Raw genomic sequence first — 22,851 nt, 5'->3', positions numbered from 1 at the left:
GCCAAACTTCGGCGAGTATACGTAGCCTGCATCTACTCTGTCACTTCGTGCCAATCGTAGTGCTTGTCAGGATTTAACTGCGACGAGGATCGCAACTTTGGTGAGAATCGCAGGAGCACTTTTCTACGAATGGGACAACGTTCTCTTCGCTCACCTTGTACTACTCATCATCTACTCTGTCACTTCGTGCCAATCGTAGTGATTCGTAGCAAAAAAACAACGACTTATCCTAAGTGTTTAGGAGTGGTCGTTGTTTTTATGCAAAACAAAAACCACATAGATGGGTCCTCTATGTGGTCGTTTTTCTTCTTGAATATAACCAGCATAGATACACTTTTTAGAATAAGTCTTCTAAAGTTGTATCTATGAAAGAATCATACATACAACTATCTACGCCAGTTTTGCCATGATTGGTGCATTTCTTTTACGTTAGATAATTGTGTCATGTATTTTCCCTCCTAGTTATGTTGTTAAAGGTAGTCTACACTATATTGATTTTGTTCGTCAAGAAAAAGTTTTTATTTTCTTGCATTTCTTTTACTTCTAAAAAACGAGCCACTCTTATGAGAGGCTCGTTTTTCTTTATTTCAGCATATTTACCACTTAATTGTTTCGGTTTCTTTCAATTTTCACGGGAACTTTAACTGCTTGTTTTTGCGATTGAATCAGCCATAAACTTACTAAAATCGTCATTGAAATTACTAATGCCATCGAAAATCCCCTCTTTCTAATTCCTTAAAACTTTCTACAATCTAAGTTTAACATAGCTAGCTATTATTCACCAGTTTCAGGTACTGTATCAGTGCTTTCTGTCGTCGTTTCAGTAGATTGAGCAACGCCAGTCGTGCTGGTCGTCGTCTGTGTTTCAGCGGTCTTTGCTGCTTCTTTTTCAGCTTCTTGGGCTGCCTTTTGTTGGTCTTTCAAAACGCCAGCCATCGGTAATCGATTTAATTCTGGTATTAATTGTGTTTTTAAATCCATAGATTTTTCGACAACCGTCCGTGTCTTTTCTTTGCCGTTTTCAAAGAAAACAAGCGTGATCTCATCGCCGCTAACATTGTATTGCTCTTGTGCTTTGCCAGCATTATAAATTAACGGATAGATATACAGCGAACGATGAAATTCATTCATTTTATCTGAATTAAACAGCTTCACCATTTGATCGTATTGCTTGCCAGATGGTTTAGCAAACATGACTGACATGGCTCCTGTTTCTTGGATTTTCTTGTCTGCTGTTTTGTAATCTAAGACACTGACTTTCTCTGATTTGATGGGTCCTGCGACTAACGATTCAACTTGAGCAGCTCGAATATTTTTTTGCATCGTTGGAATAAAAATGATTGAGCCAATTATTAATACTAATGCTACAATAGCGGTAATCATTAACAGTTTTCTTTGTCTTAATTCATAAAGTGCCTCTTTTAGTTCTTCCATAAAATTATTCAACTTCTAATCGCTCCTCGCTTTTAGTTCTTATCTATTATACTAATCATTTTCTTTCTTGCCTACCCTTGCGCTTTAATTACTAAAAAAACCAGCAAACTTCCCCAGCTTTCTAAGGAAAACCCAACTCCTTTTTAACAAGCTTCTTTCTTAAATTCAAAAACTCCGCTATAATAAAGCTATTAGTCGGAAAGAAACGAGGGATTTATTATGTCATTTGATGGCGTATTTACTCATAGCATGGTTCATGAGTTGACAGAAACACTCGTAAGTGGCCGGATTTCAAAAATCCATCAGCCTTATGAAAACGAAGTCGTTTTAGTCATTCGTGCGAAAGGTAAAAACCATAAATTATTATTATCAGCACATCCTAGTTATGCGCGCATACAACTATCTACAATTACCTATAGCAATCCGGAAACACCTCCTAATTTTGTGATGATGTTACGAAAATTTCTGGACGGTGCCATTTTAGAAACGATTCAACAAATAGAAAATGATCGCGTGATTCACTTCACCTTTTCAAAAAGAGATGAACTAGGTGACTTACAAAATATTGTTTTGATTGTTGAATTAATGGGACGTCACAGTACAATCGTTTTAGTTAACCAATCTTCTGGAAAAATCTTAGATGCGATAAAACACATTGGAATGAGCCAAAATAGTTATCGTTCGTTGCTTCCTGGAGCAACTTATATTGAAACGCCAAAACCAATGGGACTTAATCCGCTCACGGCCACAAAAGAAGAAGTCTTTGCGCTTCTTTCTACAGCTCCTGAATTAAACGGACGCTATTTACAACAACATTTCCAAGGTCTAGGCAAAGATACAGCAGACGAATTAAGTGCCCGTTTACTTGCACAACCAAATGAAAAAATGGCCATCTGGACGGAATTTTGGTCCTCAGTCACTGAAGCTGTTGTACCGACATTAACTATCACTGAAAAAAAGGAATATTTTACGCCCATTCCTTATCAATCATTAGTTGGTGAACAAACAACGTATGCGACACTCAGTGAATTACTAGATGCCTTTTATTCTGGTAAAGCAGAGAAAGACCGTGTCAAACAACAAGGCGGCGAACTAATTCGCAAAATTGAAAATGAACTAAAAAGAAATCAAAAGAAACTTAAAAAATTACAACAAACCTTAGCCGATACAGAAAACGCTGAAAATTACCGTCGCGACGGAGAACTATTAACAACCTTCATGGCACAAGTCCCAAAAGGAGCCACCGAGGTGGAATTACCAAATTATTATGAAGAAAATGCACCGTTGCGTATCTCGCTAAATCCTGCACTTTCACCTAATCAAAATGCACAAAAATATTTTCAAAAATATCAAAAATTGAAAAATGCTGTCCGAGTTGTTAAGACACAAATTCAGCAAACGCAACAAGAAATTTCTTATTTAGAGTCAGTTGTGGCACAACTTGAAATTGCGACACCAATGGACATTGAAGTGATTCGTGAAGAACTGATTGAGCAAGGCTATTTAAAACGTAAAAAAAATAAAAAACAAAAACAGCCGAAAAAAAGCCAACCCGATCTTTTTTATGCCACAGATAGCACACCTATTCTCGTTGGAAAAAACAATTTGCAAAATGATCAATTGACTTTACGAACCGCTAAAAAAACTGATTATTGGCTCCATGCCAAAGATATTCCTGGATCTCATGTAATTATTCGTGACGCACATCCTAGCGAAGAAACCCTTACTGAAGCCGCACTTCTAGCAGCTTATTTTTCAAAATATCGACTTTCTTCACAAGTGCCTGTTGACTATGTCCAAGTAAAACATGTGCATAAACCCAATGGAGCAAAACCAGGTTATGTGATTTATGAAAACCAACGAACGTTATATGTGACGCCAACAGAAGAATCGATCAAAAAAATCCAGCAAAATAAGGCTTCTGCTTCCTAATTATATTAAACTAAAAAACAACGTACTGCCGATTGATTGTACGTTGTTTTTTTGCATTGGCAAAGACATTTATCAAGTGATAAATAACACAAGTAAGCTCAATTAGTTTACAAACTAGCTATTTCTCTCTATACTGACTGTTGGAGGTGAAATTCATGGTCTTTTTACACATTATTTTTGGGATGTTTGCCTTTATTGGCGCTTTAGGTTTAGGTGTCGCCTTCCGCGATAGCTTTACAGAACTTTCAACACCAAAGAAAGCAGCGATTATTTTATCTTACGTAGGTGCGATTGGTTCAACAGTCCTAGGGTTCACATCAGCAACAAAAAATCCATTTGTTTTAGCTGCAACAGTTGTCTTAGTTGTCGCCTTTTCTATTGCTCTTTTCAAAAAAAGCAGTAAAGAAACAAGCAAATAACAAAACCTTTGAAGAGCGGCATAGCGACAAGCTACCCTCTTCCTTTTACATACTATTTAAAGGAGTGAGGCAAATGTCTCTGACTATTTCTGAAGAAGTAAAACAACGTTTAGCCCCTTTCTTAACTGAAACGAACACCTTCTTATTGGTAGCAAATGACGGCTCTAATCCTTATTCTTCCGCAGAAGGTTGTTGTATGATTGGCGATCGTTTCATTATCGTTCCTGTTGATCAAGCAGAAGCGCCTTATACCGAAACAATTGCTAATGATTCTTTTCATGTCTATACTTCGACGTATGACCAAATGTTTTTAACAGGGCATTTACAGCTAGTGATTCATCCGAATGCGGGAACCATTACTTTAAAAAATGAAAGTGGCATATTAGATAGTAATGTGGACATTTATCAACACTAAAAAAGCAAACAAAACGTTTACGCGTTTTGTTTGCTTTTTTAGTGTTGAAAGGCTTGAAAGGTAGTAATGATTACATACATCATGCCCGATGCAATAATCGGACCAGCTGCAATTCCTTTTAAAAAAACGACGCCAAGAATCGTTCCAAAAACTAAGGCCACCGTAATCTCAGGCGATTGATTAATTAAACCTACTCCTTTTGAGGATAAAACAGCCACCAGAATTCCACAAAGTATCCCCAGCCATCCCATCGGTGTTTTGAATGATTGGATTAAATCCTTTAAACCAATTTGTCCTGTAGCAATCGGGACTAAAATGGTAATTGAAATAATTGTGACGCCTAAATTAATGCCTTTATCTGACAACCACGACATGATTTTCGCACTATTTGGTAAAGCTTTTAAAGCAAGCACAACAACTGACGCAATTAATAAACTTTGATTTTTTGCAACAAACGCAATCAAGGCAATCAGTAGTAAAAAAAGCCAACTTTCCACTGGTTGTCCTCCTTTCTGATTTGGTTCTTTCGTTAACCAAACTTTCTTGTCTTTCCTATTTTAGCAAAGAACCTCTTTAATTACCATTCAGCTTCAGTAATTATTGTCTTTTTCACCTGAATCTTGCTTAGAAAAAACGAGTTAAAAATTAATTTTTTCTCATAACAAGCCTTTTTCTCTTTGAAAAATTATTTTATGAAGTATACTAATATTAACTATAAAGTAGTTTACTTGCATTTATACTGGATATTCGATATCCTATTTAAGGCTCTTCAATTGAGCGAGCATCACAAAAGACATTTTAGTAGCAATTCTTGGGGAAGTAGTGCTACTAAGATGTCTTTCCTTTTTTTATTTTTACTAACAATATACGTTTCTTATATTAAAATTCACAACTCTTTATAAATAAAAGCGCCTGCCTCACAGTTGTCTGGACTGTAGGGCAGGCGCTTTTCAAGTCATTTAAATACGCTTTAGTTTTCTTTCAAATGATAAACACTTGGACTTGGGTTAAGAAAACCTGCTTCTAAAATTTCGATGTTAGTTAATGCTTGCTCTTCAGTTACTAGTTGCGGTGCACCATTTTTCAACGTTTCATAAACGGCATCATAATAACGACCGTAATCACCTACAGGCGTTTTAATTTGTTTTTTAATCCAGTCGCCATTGCCATTACGGTAGGTCACTTCTCCATAATACATTGGTGAATCTTCTCCAAAGCCTGGTGCATCCGGCATGATTCCGGCTTTTAAATCATTTTCTTGTTGATCTTCGCCATATTTGATGAACGAGCCATTGCTGCCATGAACAATAAAACGTGGATACGGACTAGCGACAGAATGATTCGTTTTAACTTTTACTTTTAATTTTGAACCATAATGTAAATCAACGTCAAAATAATTATCGACTGCCTCGCTCACTTCATTATTACGAATATCATAAGTGACTTGATCTGGACGCCCGAAAAGAGCAATCATGCGATCCATTAAATGAATGCCTAGTCCGTAAAACGAACCATTTTCTTTAGGTCCTTGTTCCGTGATACTTCCTAGTCGATAATAATCAATATGCGTTTCCACTTCATTGATTTCTCCTAAAAAGCCTTGCTCTACTACTTGCTTCATCGCTAGGTAATCGCCGTCGAAACGTCGATTTTGATAAGGCATCACTACTACCCCTTTTTCTTGCCCTAAAGCAAATAATTCCTCTGCATGTTCTAACGTATCACAAAATGGTTTTTCCACAATCACTGATTTACCAGCTAAAATGGCTTGTTTGGCTAAATCATAATGTGTATGCGCAGGCGTACAGATTGTGATCAATTCAATTTCTGGATCCGTCAATAATTCATTAAGGTCAGTGGTAAAATTTACGCCTTTTTCTTTAAAGGGCGCTGCTGCTTTTTCATTAACATGTAAATCGAAAATTGTTTTCACTTCTAGTGTTTTTCGAATCATTACGTAAGGTAAATGGTAACGATTGGCACTTTTACCAAATCCAATAAACCCCATTTTTACTGTCATATTTTCCACACTCTTTTCTTATAATTAGATTAGTCCATTTGTTTCAATGACTTTTTGATACCAATAATAACTGTCTTTCGGGATTCTTTCTAAGGAACCTTTTTGTGTTTCATCTTGATCCACATAGACAAAACCATAACGCTTTTGATAGCCGTTAAGCCACGACAGTAAATCGGTGTAACTCCATGTACAATAACCAATAACTGAAACGCCATCCGTAATTGCCTCTTGAATCGCTTGGATATGGCTTCGCAAATAATCAATGCGATACGTATCATGAATTTGTTTATCTTCTGTTAAGGTATCATATTCGCCTAACCCATTTTCAGTAATTAAAATAGGCACTTGATAGCGACTAGCTAATCGTCGTAAGGCAATTCTCAAACCTTGCGGGTCAATGGCCCAATCCCAGTTCGTCCGTTCAACATATGGATTATTTACTTTTTTAAATAAACCCGGTACCCCAGATTCCGTTTCAGAACCCTTTTCACCCGTTGTATTCATCTTCCCTATTCCGACGCCATCTAATGGATTAGCAGCAACCGTATCCGTCCGATAATAATTAATACCTAGAAAATCAGGTTTGGCTGAACGTAGTAACGCTAAATCGCCCTCTTTTATCGTTGGGGCCACACCTTGCTCCTGTAAGTAATTTAATGCGGCAATTGGGTATTCTCCCCAAAGATAGACATCTAACCAAAAATGCGACAACAAATCTTCTGCATTTTCTGCCGCTAAAACATTGGCAGGATGCGCATCAACGGCATAAACAGGCGTATAAGCAAAGCTAGGGCCAATTTTGCCAGGCATTTCTAATTCATGAAACGCATTAATCACTGCTGCATTGGCTAAATTAGCAATATGATTGGCCTCATACATCCGTTTATTGTCTGTTACGCCGGGAGGATGCACGGCTAATTGATAACCTAACGAAGTAAACACATTTTGTTCATTTAAACTAATCCAATAGCGAACTTTGCCACGGAAAGCGTCAAATAAAATTTTCGCATAGGCCACAAAATCAGCAATAATTTTTCTTGATTCCCAGCCACCATATTCTTTTTGCAAAACAGCTGGCAAATCCCAATGATATAAAGTTACCATTGGTTCAATTCCTGCCGCTAATAACTCATCAATTAAATCTGAATAAAATTTCAGTCCCGCTTGATTTACTTGACCACGCCCTTCAGGTAAAATTCGTGTCCATGCAATCGAGAAACGATATGCTTTTAAACCTTGTTGTTTCATTAAAGCCACATCTTCTTTGAAACGATGATAATGATCGACGGCTAAATCACCAGTTGTCTCTTTGAACGTTTTTCCTGGTAGCCGAACAAATTCATCCCAAACAGATGCGCCTTTGCCGTCTTCATTCCAAGCACCTTCTACTTGATAAGCTGCCGAAGCAGAGCCCCATAAAAAATCTTGCGGAAATGCTTTTAGTTGGTGATGTTCCATTGTCATTCCTCCCTCTTTTCTGTGCTGCCCTTTTATTGTAAAAGGTTTTCACAAAAAGTACCAATCAGATCAATAAGTTCTTCTGTTTACTTTTAAAACTATATAGTTTTAAAAAGGATAAGTCAACTACTTTTATTTAAGTACTTGATTATTAAATGGTTACGTTAAAAATAAATATATAGTTTTAACACGTTAAATTCATGGTATAATGAGAGAAATACTGGTGATAAAGGAGGACTCTGATGCGGACAAATACACGTTATAAAGAAATTTATGCAGCTATAAAACAGGATATTGAAGCAGGTGTTTATCCAATTAATCAAAAGTTACCCCAAGGTCGTCTTCTTGCAGAAAAATATCAGGTCAGCGAACTAACCATTACAAAAGCCTTACATTTGCTTGTGCAAGAAGGTTATGTTGTCAGACGACGTGGCTCGGGCAGCTTTGTTCAAGACTTTCAAAATCGAACCATTACTAAATTTTCTCCGTTAACCGGCACTTACTCAACCTACGATGGAAAAGTTGAATCCGTGGTTTTAGGCTTTGCAACAGAAGTACCTGAGCCTTGGGTGACTGAAAAATTAAGTATTACAGAAGAAGAGTTAGTCTACAAAATTATTCGTTTACGGATTATCGAAGATGTGCCCTCAATTATTGAATACACTTGGATGCCCGTTGCTTTAATTCCGAACTTGACAATGAAAGAATTGAAAGTCTCCATTTATCAATATATTTCGGAACAATTGCATCAAAAAATTCAAAGTGCGCGGGTCAGCATTTCTGGGATCCGTCCTTCTGCTTTGGAAAAAAAATATTTAAACTTAACCGATAATGATTTTCTGATGCGTGCAGAACAAATTGCTTACCTAGGCAATGGGCATATTTTTGAATACTCAATTGCGAATCATATTCCTAGTGAATTCACCTTCGAAACTGTTTTAATTGCAGAAAAATAGAAAACTTTTATGTTGCCATTTCTCATTTCTAACAAAATGATCTCTTTACTTTGAGCTAATACTTTTTGTTAGAAATGTTTTTCTGTTAGTTAAAAATATTTTTCATATTATATTTCCAAACATGAATTTTGATAAAAGTATTGCTATTTACTAGAACTACGATTAAAATATTGCTTGTAGCACTCTTTTTTATATAGATACAAGCAATTTGTTTTTTACATAGTCAATCAACCAAAGTGAGGACTTTATATGAGGAAACCCTACATTTTAATGAGCTTACTCGTTCTAAGTACCTTATTAAGTGCTTGTTCAACTGTAAGTGGCAGCCCAGCAAGTCAAAGTGCGCCCGCACCTGATGAAGTGTTGGCGACAAGTATTGGGACGTATGAAAATCGAACACTGTTGGTTCCAGATGGTCGTTTAGCCTTAACTGCCTTGCATAAAGGAAAAGATTATCAAGGCAAACCAATGTTTTATGTCCTGTTTGAATTAACCAATACAACCGAAAAAACACAAAATATTCAGCTAATGATTCAAAGTTTTATGGAAGTTAGTCAAACTGTCCACGGAAAAGCCCAAAATTTACAATATGCAGTCTTAACAGATTCACCTTTCCAAGACAAATTAGATCGTTTAGCAGATGAAATCAATCCTGGTGAAACAATCCAAGGTGCTTACCCGTATGAATTTATTAATGAGAATAAGCCGGTCCATTTTAAATTTAGAGATCGCCTTCTCAGTCTGGATGAACCCATTGCATCAGAAGAAATTACCATTACAGAAAAAAGTTTGGTCCGCTAGCTTAGCTAGCATTGGACCAAACTTTTTATTTATTATTCAGACGGAAAAGATTCTCCTTCTATAAAACGTGTGTAAATGTGTTCGCTCTCAGCAGCTTCTCCCCGCATTAAATGAATAATTTTCTCTGCAGCCACCATGCCCCATCGATGTTTAGAATAGGCAATTGTTGCTAATCGCGGTTGCACAAACGCACCTAGTTCAGAATTATCAAAACCAATAATCCGAATGTCTTTCCCCATTTGGTAATTTGTTTCTGCAACATATTTATAGACACCGATCGCCATTTCATCATTAAAAGCAAAAACATCGACTGGTTCTGTCTGTGGTTGACTCAAAATTTTTTTAGCAGCCGCATAGCCAGAAGGTTCGGTAAAATCGCCTTGGATAATTTCATAAGGTATCCCAAAACGAGTTAATTCTCGTGTACTAACAGCCAATCGTTCTTGGCTATCATAACCTTTTTCTGGTCCAGAAAGCAGAAGAACCTTTTTTGAACCCACATTGACAAATTGCTCAATTGCCTGCGTGGCACCGCCACGATTATCCAAGAGAACTTGCCGGATATTCCTATGCTCAGTGGTTCGATCAAGGACAACGATCGAATGACCACGTTCAGCAAACTTTTCAATTTCTTTTGTTGGAAATGTCCAATCTAAAATAATTGCCCCATCCACCATTTTTTCAGGAATGAAAAGATGTGACTTTTTACCGCTGCAGACAATCATCTCATAATCAAACAGTGCTAAGCCTTTCTTAATCCCCTCCAACAATTCACCATAAAAACTACCGCCATAATCGGCCAAATAGACACCAATAATATTGGTTTGACGACGTTTTAATGTGCGAGCGGCCATGTTAGGAACATAGTTTAGCTCTTCAGCAATTGCTTGGATGCGCGTTCGTGTTTCTTCAGTTACCTTTGAACTACCATTCAATGCGTAAGAAACGGTCGAGATTGATACGCCTGCTTTTTTTGCAATATCTTTAATTCCTACCATGGACTACTCTCCTTTCTAATGGTAAATTTCAATAACACTTGCTTCATTTAATAATGAAAGTACCTCGTCTTTTTGAACTTCCATTCCCCCTTCTCGATAAGGGTTTTCTTCAAACTTAAACGGAACTTCTTGACCATCGATAACTATTTTCGCTGACTGATTTGGATAAAATTTATATGTGACAGGTTTATCAAACAATTGGTAAGTTAGTGTTAAACCAGACAATTTTTCTGGTAACATGGGGTCGAAAACCACACTTTGGGCCTTTTGCCGAATCCCTAAAACAGCTGTAATTAATTGATTTAAATAAATTCCCGGCCCGCTTGAATAAATTCGCCAACCACCTTTTACCCCAATACTTCCGTCTTTTAGTTTACCAAAATTTTCTTGTGATTCATACCTTGTTTTAAAATCGCCATCGGAACTACTAAAATAGGCATTGGCTTGGCGTAACTCTGCATTGTGAACCACTTCTTTTAATTGAACTGGATTGATTTGCATTAATGCTTGCCAGGTTTTGTCTCGCTGACCAATTTTCGCCATCGCTTCTGTATAGCGAATGTGCGCATGAACATACTGTAAACCAATTTCGCGACCAAAATTAGCCGCCTGTTCTGCTCGTTTAAAATTAGTGCTCACACCGCCTCGATAGTTCGCTGGTTTGTTCATTAAGCGCACGCCATCAGGAAACGTTAATTCTTTTTCAATAATTTCTAAATTATGACTTACTTGTTCCGGTGTTAATAATTCAGCTAACATACTACGAGTCATTGGCAATAATCGATATTGAATCCCTGTTTTTTGGTCATTTGGGTGAATCATTTGTTCAAAAGTTTCTGGCGTTTCCATATAAATAAACCCTGGAATCGTTTCATCCGCCAACATATATTTTTGAAAATCGTTCTTTATTCCTGCGACTAAAATTGCTAAGTGCTGACTATAAGTAGCATCGATTTCCGTAATTAAAGCCGCAAATTTTTTCAATACTTGATACGTTAAGGCAACGGTCCAACTACTAGCCATTTGCTCTTTAAGACGATTATCATAAGGTTGTAACGTGTCATCCCAATCGCCGTCACCGTAACAGGATAGAAAAGTTTCTGGTAAAAAATGTTGTTCAATATAATTTATTTCTTTTTTCAAATGTTCAAATAAAGATGCTGTTTCTTTTGTTTTGTGATTATCTTTGCGACTTGTATAAGGGATTTCCGTAGCTAAGATTGAATAATCTGCGGTTTGTTCCAAATAATCAGTCACTACTTTCAATGGCCAGACGATAATATCGCCATGGCTTTCACTGGCTTTTTGTTCTTCGTATCGGTCAAACATAAACCATTGCGGCCAGTTGCCATCGTCCTCAAATTGATTTTCAAATAGATGCTGAATAATGGAGGCCACGATCTTAGGCTGTTGCGTCGCAAAGAAAAATTCTGTCGGTCCTTGCGACACATCTCGTGTGCCCCAAGCTGCTCCACCATACTGTTCTAAGCCATGTGGCGACAAATAATGAACGAGCATATTATGAGTATACCAACGAGTTAATTGATTCATTTGCTGCACACTTGAGTCTGTGTGTGTTAACTCAAAATGATGTAACAAGCCATTAATGAATGCTAAATATTGACTTTCTGCTTTTTCAAAATCTAATGGTGTATTGACTAATGCTTGGTCCTCTGTGCTGCCCGTAATAAGTAGTGAAAATTTTGGGGTCTTTTCGATTGCCAAGACTAATAAGTCCGCTTCAGCTCCACCAAATAATGTGCTATCGGTTACTTGAAATGATTTATCAACTGTCAATGCATAGGTTAGTTCTGGGTAATAATTTTCTGTAGCAGAATGATTTCCCGTCACTCGAAGCGTTTTGCCAGTTTGTTCTAATTGATAGGTTGGGACTTCTTCAGGTCCTAATAACAAATGGTTAGAAACAGCCCACATATACGCATCCTTTTGACTGGTCACTTCCAATTGAATCACTCTTGAATCAGGCGAAGTGAAGGTGCGTACCCGAATTGTATCCTTTGACAACTTATAATACCACGTAGCAGAGTTCAACCCCATTTCAAAAGCAGAAGGCATTGTTAGTAAGCGCCATAAGCCATTCTCTAAAATGTAGATTCGTTGACCAGAGCGTTTCATAACGTTTAAAGCGTTTCGGCTATTACTCATTAATTTGTTCATGGTTGTATTTCCTAAAACCACTTGTGAATTGAAAATGCCATACATATACGCTGTCGTACTAAGCAAAGGTTCGTCAACCGTTAAGTCTTTACCACTTAATAAAATGTGGCCATGCGCTCTTTCCATGGCAATTTCTTTTTCTTGAAGAACAACATGATGGTAATTTTCCGTGAAAAAGGAATACGTCTGACCTGCTACTTTTTCAATTTGTGTCTGAAGGGGATAAAGTGCGGCCAACTCTTCTTCTGTTAATGGATTTCCTGTGATAGGTTCTCCTAAAAGTTTTGGAGGAAAGTCCTGTGTTTCTTTTAATGAATCGAATGTCACAGTTTCATAAATAGCTTGTAAGTCTTCTTTCGATAAAAAAGGTTCAGCTAATGCTTGCGGATGTGTTTCTGTTACCGCACCATAAAAAACAAATTCCTTACTTTCATTCGTTAATTGGACGGCTTCCGTTTGTAAAGCGGTGTAAGCAAATTCATATTGATAGACTTCATTTGCTAAATATCTTTTTCCCAATGCTTCTGGTGTGTTCGTTTGTTTAAATGAACGTCCAAAAAATTGATAGCCGTCCGTTGAGTAGCCTGCTAATTTTTGAAAACTCCCTTGAATAAGAGCTGGAAACTTCTCATTTTGCGGTTGATTTTGTCTTGATAAAACAACAAGCTCTTCGCCCTCTTGCCAAATGTGATGATCAAGATACTGCGACACATACGCTTCATTTGACTGAACGGCTCCTTTTGTCGCTAAGCCAATATCTTGACCATAAACAATATCTACTAAGCCAGTTCCAGTGACATTAACCCGCCAGAACCATTGATTGCTTGGCCCCAAACGAAAGTCAACTTGGTAACGAACCGCTTCAAATTCACCCCGCCATGTCAATTGATTATCTGAAAGATAAAAATCACTTTGACTGTTGGAACCAATCATTGGTCGATAATTAATTGTGTCCCCTGTAATTATCCGCAAATAGAGTTGGTTCATACTGCCGTCTAAAGGATTACCTTCTAATTGATTAATCATCATGCCACAGCTATTCAATTCTTTTAAATCACCTGTCTCTAGAAATGTAGCAACTGTGTCTGCTTGCTTAAGCTTCTTTATCTGCATAACTTATCCTTCCCATCTTATTCATTTAACGTGACTGTTGCGGTTTGTACATCGCGACTATTTCCACCAATCATTACGATAAATTCACCTGCATCACTGGTTACCTGATTGTCTGAATGAACATAGCGCACCATATCCTCTGAAAGAAGAAACTGAACTTCTTTTTCTTCCTTTGGTTCCAGCCAAACTTTTTGGAAATCTTTTAACTCTTTAATTGGGCGAACCACTTGTCCCACCAAATCACGTACATAAAATTGCACGGTTTCCTCTCCAGCGATTGGACTGTCATTTTTTACTAAAACAGAGACAGTGACTGGTTCTTCTTTGGTAAATGTTAATGCACTTAGTTGTATTGGTTGATAAGAGAAATGACTATAACTTAAGCCAAATCCAAAGGGATATTTAGCGTAATTAGAGATATCTAAATATTTAGAAACATATTTTTCTTCTGGTGCTGACTCATAAGGACGCCCAGTATTGTCGACATTGTAAAAAATTGGCACTTGACCAACCGTTTCTGGAAACGACATACTTAAGCGACCACTTGGATTGTACTGTCCCCACAAAATTTCTGCTAGCGCATTGCCCCCTTCTGTTCCAGGTTGCCAAGCTTGCACAATTCCTTTTGCAACATCTATCCCTTGTAAATCTAAGGGCCGACCACTGTAGACCGTGACAACAACATTGGGATTTTTCTCAATAATTTGTGCCACTACTGCTAATTGTTTTTCGGGTAGACGAATATCACTGCGACTGGCAGCTTCCCCACTCATCCAATCTGTTTCGCCTAGTGCCACTACTACTTTATCTGCTTGACTAGCTAACGTTAAAGCCTCTTCAATGGCCGCCACGGTCGGTTCAAAGTAATCAAAGGGTTCTTGGGCAACTAGAAGATTTGTGGTTAATTTTTGGGCCCCAGCCACGAGGGAAATGGCTTCTTCTTTCTTTCCTTGCCATGACCAAGCCCCTAAAATATCTTGTGATTGGGCCCCTGGACCGACAAGCGCGATTTTTTCTTGCGGTGTAAAAGGCAAAATATTTTCATTTTTTAAAAGAACCATTGATTTTTGAGCAATCTTTTTAGCTATTTCTCGATGTTCTTTGCTTAAAATCACTTCTGCTTCCGCTTGTTCATCCGCACCACGATAGGGATTTTCAAATAAGCCTAGCTCATTTTTTAGTTTTAAAATTCGCATAACTGCTTCATCAATAAGTGTTTCAGCAATCCGGCCTTCTTCAAGTAATTCTTTTAAATAATCTGGATAACACGTGGTCATCATTTCAATATCTACACCAGCTTTGATAGCCAATTCTGCTGCCTGTTTTTCATCTTTGGCAACACCATGAGGAATTAATTCTTTAATCGCTCCCCAGTCTGAAATCACAACTCCTTCAAAGCCAAATTCATTTCGTAATACGTCTCTAAACAGCCATTGGTTGCCTGTAGCAGGAATCCCATCCACTGTATTGAAGGACGTCATGACAAGTTTTGCACCCGCATCTAATCCAGCTTTATAGCCAGGTAAATACATTTCTCTTAGCTGCCGTTCAGACATATCTACCGTATTATAATCCCGACCAGCTAAGGCACCACCATATGCCGCAAAGTGCTTCACGCACGCGGCTACTCGCCAATTGTCCTCTTTTAAATTTTCTCCTTGGTAACCTCTAACCATTGCAGCAGCTAAGCGACTGTTGAGTAATGGATCTTCACCTGTTGACTCCATGACACGTCCCCAACGTGGATCGCGCACTAAATCAACCATTGGTGAAAAGGTTACATGTAATCCTGAAACAGCAGCTTCTTTTGCTGAAATCTCCGCCATTTTTTCAACCGCTGCTTCATCCCAAGTGCTTCCTAAAGCCAAAGGAATCGGAAAGATGGTTCTGAAACCATGAATAATATCCGCCATTAAAAGTGTTGGAATATTTAATCGATGATTTTGCATATATTCTTTTTGAACACGTTTTGCTTCATTTGCACCAGAAACACCCAATGTTGTCCCCGCCGTATCAATCGTTTCTTGACTTAGTCCTAGCTCTGACATAGGGCCGGTCTTTTCTTCTGCTTTATCTGAATAAAACGCTGCTGCTAATTGTAATAATTGATTAATTTTCTCATCAATTGTCATTTCTTCGACTAATTGAATCAGTTGATTTTCTTTCATACTCTCACCTTTCTTCAATACATACTTCTGCTTCTAAAGGAAAATGGTCGGAGGGAAAACGTCCATCGATACTATCTGTTAAACTTGCGGTTTGCTGTACTTGCCAACCTTTTACATAAATATAATCAATTTCTTCTAATTCCGCCCAAGGTTTTGTGTAAGTAAAATTTTGAAATGTTCCTCTTGGGCCATAATGAGTAGCTAAATTTTTGCTATCTTGAAATTTTTTTTGAACAAGTTGATGAACCGCTTCCCCCGATTCTGCATTAAAATCGCCCATTAATAAAGTTGGATACTGTGCAATTTTGTCATGTAACTCCTCTAAGATAACGGTCATTCCTGCTAAACGAGCATGAGCTGAAATATGATCCAAATGAACATTGATGACTAAAAAAGGCGTATTTTGAGTCGTTTCCTTAAATAGTCCCCACAAAGCAATTCTTGGACAGCCAGCTTCAGGATGGATACTTGGCTGCTGAGGTGTTTCAGATAACCAAAAATACCCTGTATCAATAGCCTGAACTTTTTGTTCGTTATAGAGAATCGCTAGTCCTTCTCCTTGACCATCCCCTTCTCTTTCCGCAGAAAGACAGGTGAATGTTGTATACGCCTTTAAATCCCTGACTTGATTCGGTCGTACTTCTTGAATACAACAAAGGCTCCAATCATGAAAATTGATTAACTGACAAACAGCCTCTTTACGAAAAGACCATTGCCAATCTTGGTCATACTCTGTATCTACCCGGACATTATACGTAGCTATTTTCATTTTTAACCTCCTGCAATAGTTGTTGAATTTGACGCATTTCACGACGGATCTGGGTTGTTTCACCGCCACCATGGCCTTTTTTCCAATACACTCTGACTGCTTTTCTTGCCTTTATCTGATGATAAGAAGGGAAAAAATCTTTCATTGGACATATCGGATCGTTACTCCCAACAGAAGCAAAGACTGGATTTTTAATTTGCGAAACAAAGTGACGACTATCAAAATAAGGAAGAACCGCGGCAATTTTTTCATGCGCTTGAGGATGCTCTTGTAAGTACTGATGAATAATTTGATACGAACCCGTTCCTTCTGCTACTCGATTTTCTAAACAAGAATGACTTGGAACATCTGCAAAAGTAGCTAAAATCGGGAAGTCAACTAAACTGTTCACCATTAACACTACGCCACCCCCTTGGGAACCACCACGAAGAATGATTTGGTCCTGATTAATTTCAGTAAAGGTCCGCGCCACTTCTACGCTACGTAAATGGTCGGCAAACAAGCGGCGTTGGTACCAATCTTCTTTGTCTAGAAATCCTCGTCCCATTGGTGCTTCATGCCAAATTGTTTGATATGGCACACGATCTTTGGTTAATCCCCCTTGACCTCGATTATCAATGACAAAACAAGCACAACCAATTTGTGTCCAATGAGCAAATTGCCAAGGTTCTTGAATATGATTCATATAGCCTAAACAATCAATCACTATTGGCTGTTTCCCCGCCATTTTAGGAAGTAACAAATAGCCAAAGATGCGCTCACCTAGGAAACTTAAAAAGTCGACCTGTTCCACTTGAACATTTTCCAATGGATAGTCAATGACCCGCCGATGGATATCTAGCGGTATTTTTTGAAGTTCTTCCTTGGTCTTTTGCCAAAACTCAAAATACTCATTCATGTTCCACACCTAACACTTTCTGAAAAAACGCAACTTGAAGAAAAGCCGTTGTCCCGAATCCTAACGCAATATATAAAAACAAATTAAGCTTATAGAAAAAAACAAACGTTAAAAGAGGTAAAATAAACAAAATAATCGCATTTGCACTATTACTTAAGACCACATAAACCGTCTCACCTAGTGTCTTTTTAACGGACCAATTAAAAACGGAAAAGAGAAAAAGAAAACTCGTCAAAAATAATGCAACAAAACTTAATAGAAAAATAGCTAAGAAACCTAAACTAGTGGCTATTTTAAATAAACTTGTTACGACAATACCGCCCAGTAAAAAAGCAACGAACAAGACACCTGTTAAAATAAAACCTCGCATGATATTATTTTTTAACGCTGTCCAAAACGTTCGCAAAACAGGAATATCTTTTTCACGATACAAACGATAGATCGTTCGATACAACGCAATTAAGCCGACACCGCTAAAGATGCCTGTTATACAGGTAATTAAAAAGAGAAAATTAATAATGATCAAGTTGGCAATAAAAGAAAAAATCCGATAATACCAACTTTCATATGCAAATAGCTTATTCATATTAAAAGAGAAAAGCGGATTTCTCGTTGCTTTATCCGCTTTTCTCTCCTCCTCTCTTACTTAAGTTTGTCTCTGTTTTCTGCCATTTTCTCAGATTTTATTTTTTCAATTGCATCCCATTTATTTGATTTTAAGAATGCTTTGTAGTCTTCTAAAGATTTGTCAAAGGCTTTATCATCTTTCGCACGAATCATTGAAATAACGGTTGTATTTAGTTTGGTTTCAATCGCTTCATTCGCCCGAGCTTCCGGCGTTCCCGCATCTGGATTAATATTTTCAATTACGAAATGTGGGACTAATTTTCCTTTGCCCCATTCTTGCATTTGCGTTAAAGCACTTTCCATTGGCACTTTTAGTTTATTAACACGGTCATTGTTAAAGTATAGGAAACGACTAATGCCATATTTTTTGTTGTAGGCATCATTGTCTGTTTGTTCTAATTTTTTCACTTCTGGTAAATAATCAATTTTTCCTTGATCATTGTACGCATAAGTAACTCCTTCAACGCCATATTTTGTTAAAATTTGTCCTGGTTCATCAATTAAATATGTGAATAGTTGAGTGACTTTCGCTGGATCTTTCGCATCTTTCGTAATGTAATTACTTAACCAACCTGAAATGCCGGTTTGATTTAATGTTGGTTTTCGGCCAGAAGTGCTACTTGGTCCATCAATGGCTATATAACGTGTGCCAGATTTTTTCATAAATTCTGTAAAGTTCCCACCTTGACCGCTGGTTCCAGCAACGAGCATGGTTGCATAATTTCCTTGTTTCACTTTTTCATCAAACGTTGCCCCATCATCTGTGAAGCTATCATCACTAATATTGCCTGCTCGGTAAACATCATTAAATGTTTTTAACCATTCTAAGTATTCTTTATCTAAATTTCGATCATAGTATTTACCATTTTTATCCTCTAAAGGAACACCTAAGAAGTCTTGTAATTTGTCTAAAAATGGTCCTGCACCATCGCCCACTGTGGTGAAGCCCATTGGGGTCATCTCAGGATATTTTTCTTTAATCTGTTGCATGACTTTTTCAAAATTTTCTGGTGTTGAAACGTCTGGCTTGCCTAATGCATTATAGACATCTTCACGAATAACAAAATTATCATTTACTGGGATATTTCCACTTTCATAATCCGCTTTTGTATTAGAGTAATTAGGGTAACCATATGTTTTTCCATCCTCTAAGGCATACCATTTAAACGTATCTTGGTTAACAACTTTCATTAAATAGGGGTCATATTTTTTAGCTAAATCGTTTAAAGAATAGGCCCAAGAATCTGCTTTCAATGCTGCTTGTCCAGTTTTTTCAGTTAATGTCACGATATCAGGCATATCTCCACTTGAAATCATGGCATTTAATTTTGAATCATCGCCGGAAATAAATTCAATATCCACATTTAAATCTTTTTTAATCTGCGCAGTGGTCACGTCTTTTCCAAAAGGCAGCGCCGTCCAATCTGAGTTAATATACCATTTAATCTTGGTCGGTTCTTTCTTCTTATCTAACTTCCAAGCAGGCGTCTTTTCATCTAATTCATATCGATCCTTAATTGAGACATCTGAGCTAGCTTTCTTTTCCCCTCCGCTACAGGCCGCTAAACTAACGACCGCCGTTGCCACCAATAAACCGCCTAAAACTTTTTTCATATTGTTCCCTACTTTCTTTATTCTTTTACTGCACCGGCCATCATACCGCCGATAAAGTGTTTTTGTAGTAATGGATAAATGATTAAAATTGGTATCGTTGTAATGACAATTGTTGCCAGTTGAACGCCACGTGTCGTTGCCTGTACCACCATATCTGTACTGCCGCTCTCTGTCATGGTACTCAAGTTTGATTGAACAATAATTTCATAAATTTTCATCTGCAATGGATACAGATATTCTTTGGTAATATATAATTTCGTGGTCATAAAGTCATTCCATTGACCTACCCCGTTAAATAAAATAATGGTGGCTAATGCCGGTTTTGTTAAAGGTAAAAAGATTTTATAAAAAATTTGAAATTCACTGGCGCCGTCTATTTTGGCGGATTCTTCTAAAGATGGTGGAATTTCTCGGAAAAAGTTCATTAAGATAACTACATCATAATAGCTAAATAAAGCTGGAATGATATATACCCAGAAGGTATCTAAGAGTCCTAATGACTTAATCAAAAGATACGTGGGAATCATGCCCCCACCAAAGTACATTGTAATGACACCCATCGTTGTATAAATATTACGCCCGACTAGTCTAGATTTACTAAGTCCATAAGCAACAATTGCACAGAACAGCGTATGCGTCGACGCACCGATGACTGTTTTTAAAACAGAAATCAAAAACGCTCGCGGAATGCTACTATCCGAAAAAACTTTCCGATAATTTTCTAGCGTAAATCCTTTCGGCCATAAAACCAAGCCTTTACCGGCTAAACCCGAACTTGACGAAACTGAGGAAACTAAAATATTCCAAATTGGCACGATAATTAATAAAGAAAACAACACAAGAATTAACGTATTGAAAAAGTAAAACCATTTGTTTTCTTTTGATTTTCTTTTAATCACAGCTGTTGCCTCCTTTATAAAATAACCGACCGACCATTGTTCATTTTTCTAGTAATGCGATCTGTAATGACTAATAAAACAATTGAAATAACAGAAATCCCTAAACCAACTGCCGTCGCATAAGAAAAGTCCCCTTGCGTTAGCCCCATACGATAAACAAATGAATTAATTACTTCTGATTTGTTTTGGTTTTGAGCATTCATTAAAACCAACGTTTGATCTAAGTTCGATCCCAATAAACCGCTAACATTTAGAATTAAGTTCAACGAAATAATCGGCGCTAATAAGGGCAAAGTAATCGTTCGGATTTGTGTTAATTTTGAAGCACCATCAATTCTCGCCGCTTCATAAAACGTTGGATCAATACGAGACATGCCAGCAAGATAGAGAATCGTGCCCCAACCTACTTCTTTCCACAAATCAGAAAGAACAGCAATCCACCAATACTTATCAGGATCTAACAAATGATTGACGCCCTGATTCATTAAGCCTAACGACATCATGACTTGGTTGATAAAGCCATTTGTTGAAAGCCACGAAATCAACATCCCGCCTAAAACGATCCAAGAAAAAAAGTGCGGAATATAAGAAATTGTCTGAATCACTTTTTTTAAATGGCCATCTCTCATTTCAAAAATCATTACCGCTAAGATAATCGGAATAGCGAATCCTAAAAAAAGTTTCATTAAACTAATCGCTAAGGTATTACGAACTGCTTCCCAAAAAAAACTATCTTCCATAATGATTCGAAAATTTTCAAGTCCAACCCATGGTGCAGAAGAAACCGTATCAACAATCGTATAATTTTTAAAAGCAATGATAATTCCATAAATTGGAATGTAGTTAAAGACAATCATGAATGCTACACCCGGAAGTACCATCCAATGCAATTGCCGCTGATCATAAAACTTTTTTAGTTTTTTCATAAGCAGGGTTCCTTTCTTTTTAGTGAAACGTTTCTACAAACAGATTATACATTCACTTCAAACGGTTGTAAACCCTTACATTATGGTTTTATTTAAAAATAACAGCATTAAAAAGCGCTATAGACCATTTATAAAGAAATTATTTTCCCTGCTTCTTTTTCCATAAAAATACTCTTTTCTAGATATTTTAAAGCATTTTATAGAAACGTTTCACCAAAATATGAACATCTTTTTCTTAAAAATAATTCTGTTAAATAACAGAAAAAAGTCTGGTCGGATTGACCAGACTTTTTAAATATAGATAGTAAAATGTGTAATTTCAGGGATCACCCCAAAACGGGCATGAATGGCGGTCGTCCCTAAGCCTGTATTAACATATAGTTGCGTTTCTTGGTCCAACTGATACAATCCTCTGGTATACTTTTCAGCTAAAACATTTGTGATTGGATAAAAAGGAATCCAAATTTGTCCGCCATGGCTATGTCCTGCTAAAACTAACTGTGTACCCGTACCAATAAATGCATCCGCGACATCTGGTTCATGAGTCATTAATAACGCATAGTCATACGTTTCTCGATAGGATAATGTTTCTGAAACGGAAGGATTTCCTAATAACGAGTCATCTAAACCACCAATAAAAAGACGGCGTCCATCTGCTAGGCTTACTGTTTCTCCTTGGTTTTTCATAACGGTAAAGCCACTGGCCTCCATGACTTCATCATACACCGCAGAAGCACCGCCACCATAATCATGATTTCCCCAAACTGCATATTTTCCAATTGTCGCTTGCAACTGTTTTAATTTTTCAATCATCGGTTCTTTTTGTTGCGGATTTTTGGCATAATTGTCAAATAAATCACCTGTAAAAACGATAATATCTGGTTTTTCACGATTGACTTTTTTTATGACTTTATCTAACCGCTTCGTCTCATAAAATTCTGAAACTTGTATATCCGAAAGTTGCACAACATTCAATGGTTCTCGTTGATTTTTCTTTCCCAAAGTCACCTGATTAACGTGAACTAAATTCGGCTCAATCTTCCACGCATAGATTGGGAGTGCGATAATTAAGAAAAAAAATAAGAGCATTATACTTAAACCAATTTTTTTAACCACATCACTCGCTCCTTTCTTTTCTTTGATTTCCGAAGACTTAGTATAGAGAAAAATCTTCTTAACCACAATCTAAAACAAAGGAAATTAAGGCTTTGTTAAACAACCTAAAG

The 22,851-nt window shown here is 37.3% G+C and carries 19 protein-coding genes; 5 read left to right on the top strand and 14 right to left on the bottom strand.

Annotation, left to right across the window (positions count from 1 at the left end):
* Positions 1 to 774 precede the first annotated feature (774 nt).
* Complete coding sequence (locus tag IGJ20_RS05640; protein ID WP_002386659.1) at positions 775 to 1,434, bottom strand: hypothetical protein; 660 nt, start codon at positions 1,432 to 1,434, stop codon at positions 775 to 777.
* A gap of 219 nt (positions 1,435 to 1,653) precedes the next feature.
* Between IGJ20_RS05640 and efbA the strand changes: the two genes are divergently transcribed.
* From efbA to IGJ20_RS05625, 3 genes are all read left to right on the top strand, one after another.
* Positions 1,654 to 3,366 (top strand): fibronectin-binding protein EfbA, encoded by a 1,713-nt coding sequence (efbA, locus tag IGJ20_RS05635; RefSeq protein WP_430605266.1) that lies wholly within the window; start codon positions 1,654 to 1,656, stop codon positions 3,364 to 3,366.
* A gap of 155 nt (positions 3,367 to 3,521) precedes the next feature.
* Positions 3,522 to 3,785: a hypothetical protein gene (locus tag IGJ20_RS05630; RefSeq protein ID WP_002381957.1), complete on the top strand. Its 264-nt coding sequence runs from the start codon at positions 3,522 to 3,524 to the stop codon at positions 3,783 to 3,785.
* A 73-nt stretch (positions 3,786 to 3,858) separates the two neighbouring features.
* Positions 3,859 to 4,200, top strand: a complete 342-nt coding sequence (locus IGJ20_RS05625; RefSeq protein ID WP_002391631.1) for an iron-sulfur cluster biosynthesis family protein — start codon at positions 3,859 to 3,861, stop codon at positions 4,198 to 4,200.
* Between the two features lie 38 nt (positions 4,201 to 4,238).
* Here the strand turns inward: IGJ20_RS05625 and IGJ20_RS05620 are convergent, their stop codons facing one another.
* The 3 genes from IGJ20_RS05620 to IGJ20_RS05610 form a co-directional block, all read right to left on the bottom strand.
* Positions 4,239 to 4,697 (bottom strand): DUF441 domain-containing protein, encoded by a 459-nt coding sequence (locus tag IGJ20_RS05620; RefSeq protein ID WP_002357887.1) that lies wholly within the window; start codon positions 4,695 to 4,697, stop codon positions 4,239 to 4,241.
* 473 nt (positions 4,698 to 5,170) lie between these two features.
* Positions 5,171 to 6,220, bottom strand: coding sequence for an oxidoreductase (locus IGJ20_RS05615; protein WP_202522478.1), 1,050 nt, complete (start codon positions 6,218 to 6,220; stop codon positions 5,171 to 5,173).
* A gap of 24 nt (positions 6,221 to 6,244) precedes the next feature.
* Positions 6,245 to 7,678 (bottom strand): glycoside hydrolase family 1 protein, encoded by a 1,434-nt coding sequence (locus tag IGJ20_RS05610; RefSeq protein WP_002375063.1) that lies wholly within the window; start codon positions 7,676 to 7,678, stop codon positions 6,245 to 6,247.
* 242 nt (positions 7,679 to 7,920) lie between these two features.
* On the opposite strand from IGJ20_RS05610, the gene IGJ20_RS05605 reads away from it, so the two are divergent.
* On the top strand, positions 7,921 to 8,634 hold the full coding sequence (locus tag IGJ20_RS05605; RefSeq protein ID WP_002366529.1) for a GntR family transcriptional regulator: 714 nt from the start codon (positions 7,921 to 7,923) through the stop codon (positions 8,632 to 8,634).
* Positions 8,635 to 8,904: 270 nt separating this feature from the next.
* Positions 8,905 to 9,435 carry a DUF5067 domain-containing protein gene (locus IGJ20_RS05600; protein WP_002384665.1) on the top strand — a complete coding sequence of 177 codons (531 nt, stop codon included), beginning with the start codon at positions 8,905 to 8,907 and terminating at the stop codon, positions 9,433 to 9,435.
* A 32-nt stretch (positions 9,436 to 9,467) separates the two neighbouring features.
* On the opposite strand, the gene IGJ20_RS05595 is transcribed toward IGJ20_RS05600, so the two are convergent.
* The 10 genes from IGJ20_RS05595 to IGJ20_RS05550 form a co-directional block, all read right to left on the bottom strand.
* Positions 9,468 to 10,433: a LacI family DNA-binding transcriptional regulator gene (locus tag IGJ20_RS05595; RefSeq protein WP_002363772.1), complete on the bottom strand. Its 966-nt coding sequence runs from the start codon at positions 10,431 to 10,433 to the stop codon at positions 9,468 to 9,470.
* 15 nt (positions 10,434 to 10,448) lie between these two features.
* Positions 10,449 to 13,724 (bottom strand): GH36-type glycosyl hydrolase domain-containing protein, encoded by a 3,276-nt coding sequence (locus tag IGJ20_RS05590; RefSeq protein WP_202522477.1) that lies wholly within the window; start codon positions 13,722 to 13,724, stop codon positions 10,449 to 10,451.
* A 17-nt stretch (positions 13,725 to 13,741) separates the two neighbouring features.
* On the bottom strand, positions 13,742 to 15,892 hold the full coding sequence (locus tag IGJ20_RS05585; protein ID WP_202522476.1) for a glycoside hydrolase family 3 N-terminal domain-containing protein: 2,151 nt from the start codon (positions 15,890 to 15,892) through the stop codon (positions 13,742 to 13,744).
* Positions 15,893 to 15,896: 4 nt separating this feature from the next.
* Positions 15,897 to 16,661, bottom strand: coding sequence for an endonuclease/exonuclease/phosphatase family protein (locus tag IGJ20_RS05580; RefSeq protein WP_002377753.1), 765 nt, complete (start codon positions 16,659 to 16,661; stop codon positions 15,897 to 15,899).
* The gene (locus tag IGJ20_RS05575) at positions 16,642 to 17,559 is read right to left on the bottom strand and encodes an acetylxylan esterase (protein ID WP_202522475.1); all 918 of its coding nucleotides are present in this window, start codon (positions 17,557 to 17,559) and stop codon (positions 16,642 to 16,644) included. The genes IGJ20_RS05580 and IGJ20_RS05575 overlap by 20 nt, the downstream gene beginning before the upstream one ends.
* A complete protein-coding gene (locus IGJ20_RS05570; protein WP_202522474.1) occupies positions 17,552 to 18,145 on the bottom strand; it encodes a DUF624 domain-containing protein in 594 nt (197 codons plus the stop codon). The genes IGJ20_RS05575 and IGJ20_RS05570 overlap by 8 nt, the downstream gene beginning before the upstream one ends.
* A gap of 56 nt (positions 18,146 to 18,201) precedes the next feature.
* Complete coding sequence (locus tag IGJ20_RS05565; RefSeq protein ID WP_002357899.1) at positions 18,202 to 19,800, bottom strand: ABC transporter substrate-binding protein; 1,599 nt, start codon at positions 19,798 to 19,800, stop codon at positions 18,202 to 18,204.
* A gap of 17 nt (positions 19,801 to 19,817) precedes the next feature.
* Entirely contained in the window at positions 19,818 to 20,699 is an 882-nt protein-coding gene (locus IGJ20_RS05560) for a carbohydrate ABC transporter permease (RefSeq protein WP_002357901.1), read from the bottom strand.
* Between the two features lie 14 nt (positions 20,700 to 20,713).
* Positions 20,714 to 21,625, bottom strand: coding sequence for an ABC transporter permease (locus IGJ20_RS05555; protein WP_002382199.1), 912 nt, complete (start codon positions 21,623 to 21,625; stop codon positions 20,714 to 20,716).
* Positions 21,626 to 21,916: 291 nt separating this feature from the next.
* Positions 21,917 to 22,807: a metallophosphoesterase gene (locus IGJ20_RS05550; protein ID WP_202522473.1), complete on the bottom strand. Its 891-nt coding sequence runs from the start codon at positions 22,805 to 22,807 to the stop codon at positions 21,917 to 21,919.
* Between the last annotated feature and the right edge of the window lie 44 nt (positions 22,808 to 22,851).

The sequence above is a fragment of the Enterococcus sp. DIV0294 genome (assembly GCF_050558155.1).
In the GTDB taxonomy this organism is placed as follows: domain Bacteria; phylum Bacillota; class Bacilli; order Lactobacillales; family Enterococcaceae; genus Enterococcus; species Enterococcus faecalis.
This window is presented reverse-complemented; position numbering and strand designations above follow the sequence as displayed.

What these genes read in the sequence shown, in the direction of transcription:
- IGJ20_RS05630 (WP_002381957.1), top strand. Translation starts at nt 3,522, where the DNA reads ATGGTCTTTTTACACATTATTTTTGGGATGTTTGCCTTTATTGGCGCT.
- IGJ20_RS05600 (WP_002384665.1), top strand. Translation starts at nt 8,905, where the DNA reads ATGAGCTTACTCGTTCTAAGTACCTTATTAAGTGCTTGTTCAACTGTA.
- IGJ20_RS05565 (WP_002357899.1), bottom strand. Translation starts at nt 19,800, where the DNA reads ATGAAAAAAGTTTTAGGCGGTTTATTGGTGGCAACGGCGGTCGTTAGT.
- IGJ20_RS05585 (WP_202522476.1), bottom strand. Translation starts at nt 15,892, where the DNA reads ATGAAAGAAAATCAACTGATTCAATTAGTCGAAGAAATGACAATTGAT.
- IGJ20_RS05605 (WP_002366529.1), top strand. Translation starts at nt 7,921, where the DNA reads ATGCGGACAAATACACGTTATAAAGAAATTTATGCAGCTATAAAACAG.
- IGJ20_RS05625 (WP_002391631.1), top strand. Translation starts at nt 3,859, where the DNA reads ATGTCTCTGACTATTTCTGAAGAAGTAAAACAACGTTTAGCCCCTTTC.
- IGJ20_RS05570 (WP_202522474.1), bottom strand. Translation starts at nt 18,145, where the DNA reads ATGAATAAGCTATTTGCATATGAAAGTTGGTATTATCGGATTTTTTCT.
- efbA (WP_430605266.1), top strand. Translation starts at nt 1,654, where the DNA reads ATGTCATTTGATGGCGTATTTACTCATAGCATGGTTCATGAGTTGACA.
- IGJ20_RS05610 (WP_002375063.1), bottom strand. Translation starts at nt 7,678, where the DNA reads ATGGAACATCACCAACTAAAAGCATTTCCGCAAGATTTTTTATGGGGC.
- IGJ20_RS05575 (WP_202522475.1), bottom strand. Translation starts at nt 17,559, where the DNA reads ATGAATGAGTATTTTGAGTTTTGGCAAAAGACCAAGGAAGAACTTCAA.
- IGJ20_RS05580 (WP_002377753.1), bottom strand. Translation starts at nt 16,661, where the DNA reads ATGAAAATAGCTACGTATAATGTCCGGGTAGATACAGAGTATGACCAA.
- IGJ20_RS05615 (WP_202522478.1), bottom strand. Translation starts at nt 6,220, where the DNA reads ATGACAGTAAAAATGGGGTTTATTGGATTTGGTAAAAGTGCCAATCGT.
- IGJ20_RS05640 (WP_002386659.1), bottom strand. Translation starts at nt 1,434, where the DNA reads ATGGAAGAACTAAAAGAGGCACTTTATGAATTAAGACAAAGAAAACTG.
- IGJ20_RS05590 (WP_202522477.1), bottom strand. Translation starts at nt 13,724, where the DNA reads ATGCAGATAAAGAAGCTTAAGCAAGCAGACACAGTTGCTACATTTCTA.
- IGJ20_RS05595 (WP_002363772.1), bottom strand. Translation starts at nt 10,433, where the DNA reads ATGGTAGGAATTAAAGATATTGCAAAAAAAGCAGGCGTATCAATCTCG.
- IGJ20_RS05555 (WP_002382199.1), bottom strand. Translation starts at nt 21,625, where the DNA reads ATGAAAAAACTAAAAAAGTTTTATGATCAGCGGCAATTGCATTGGATG.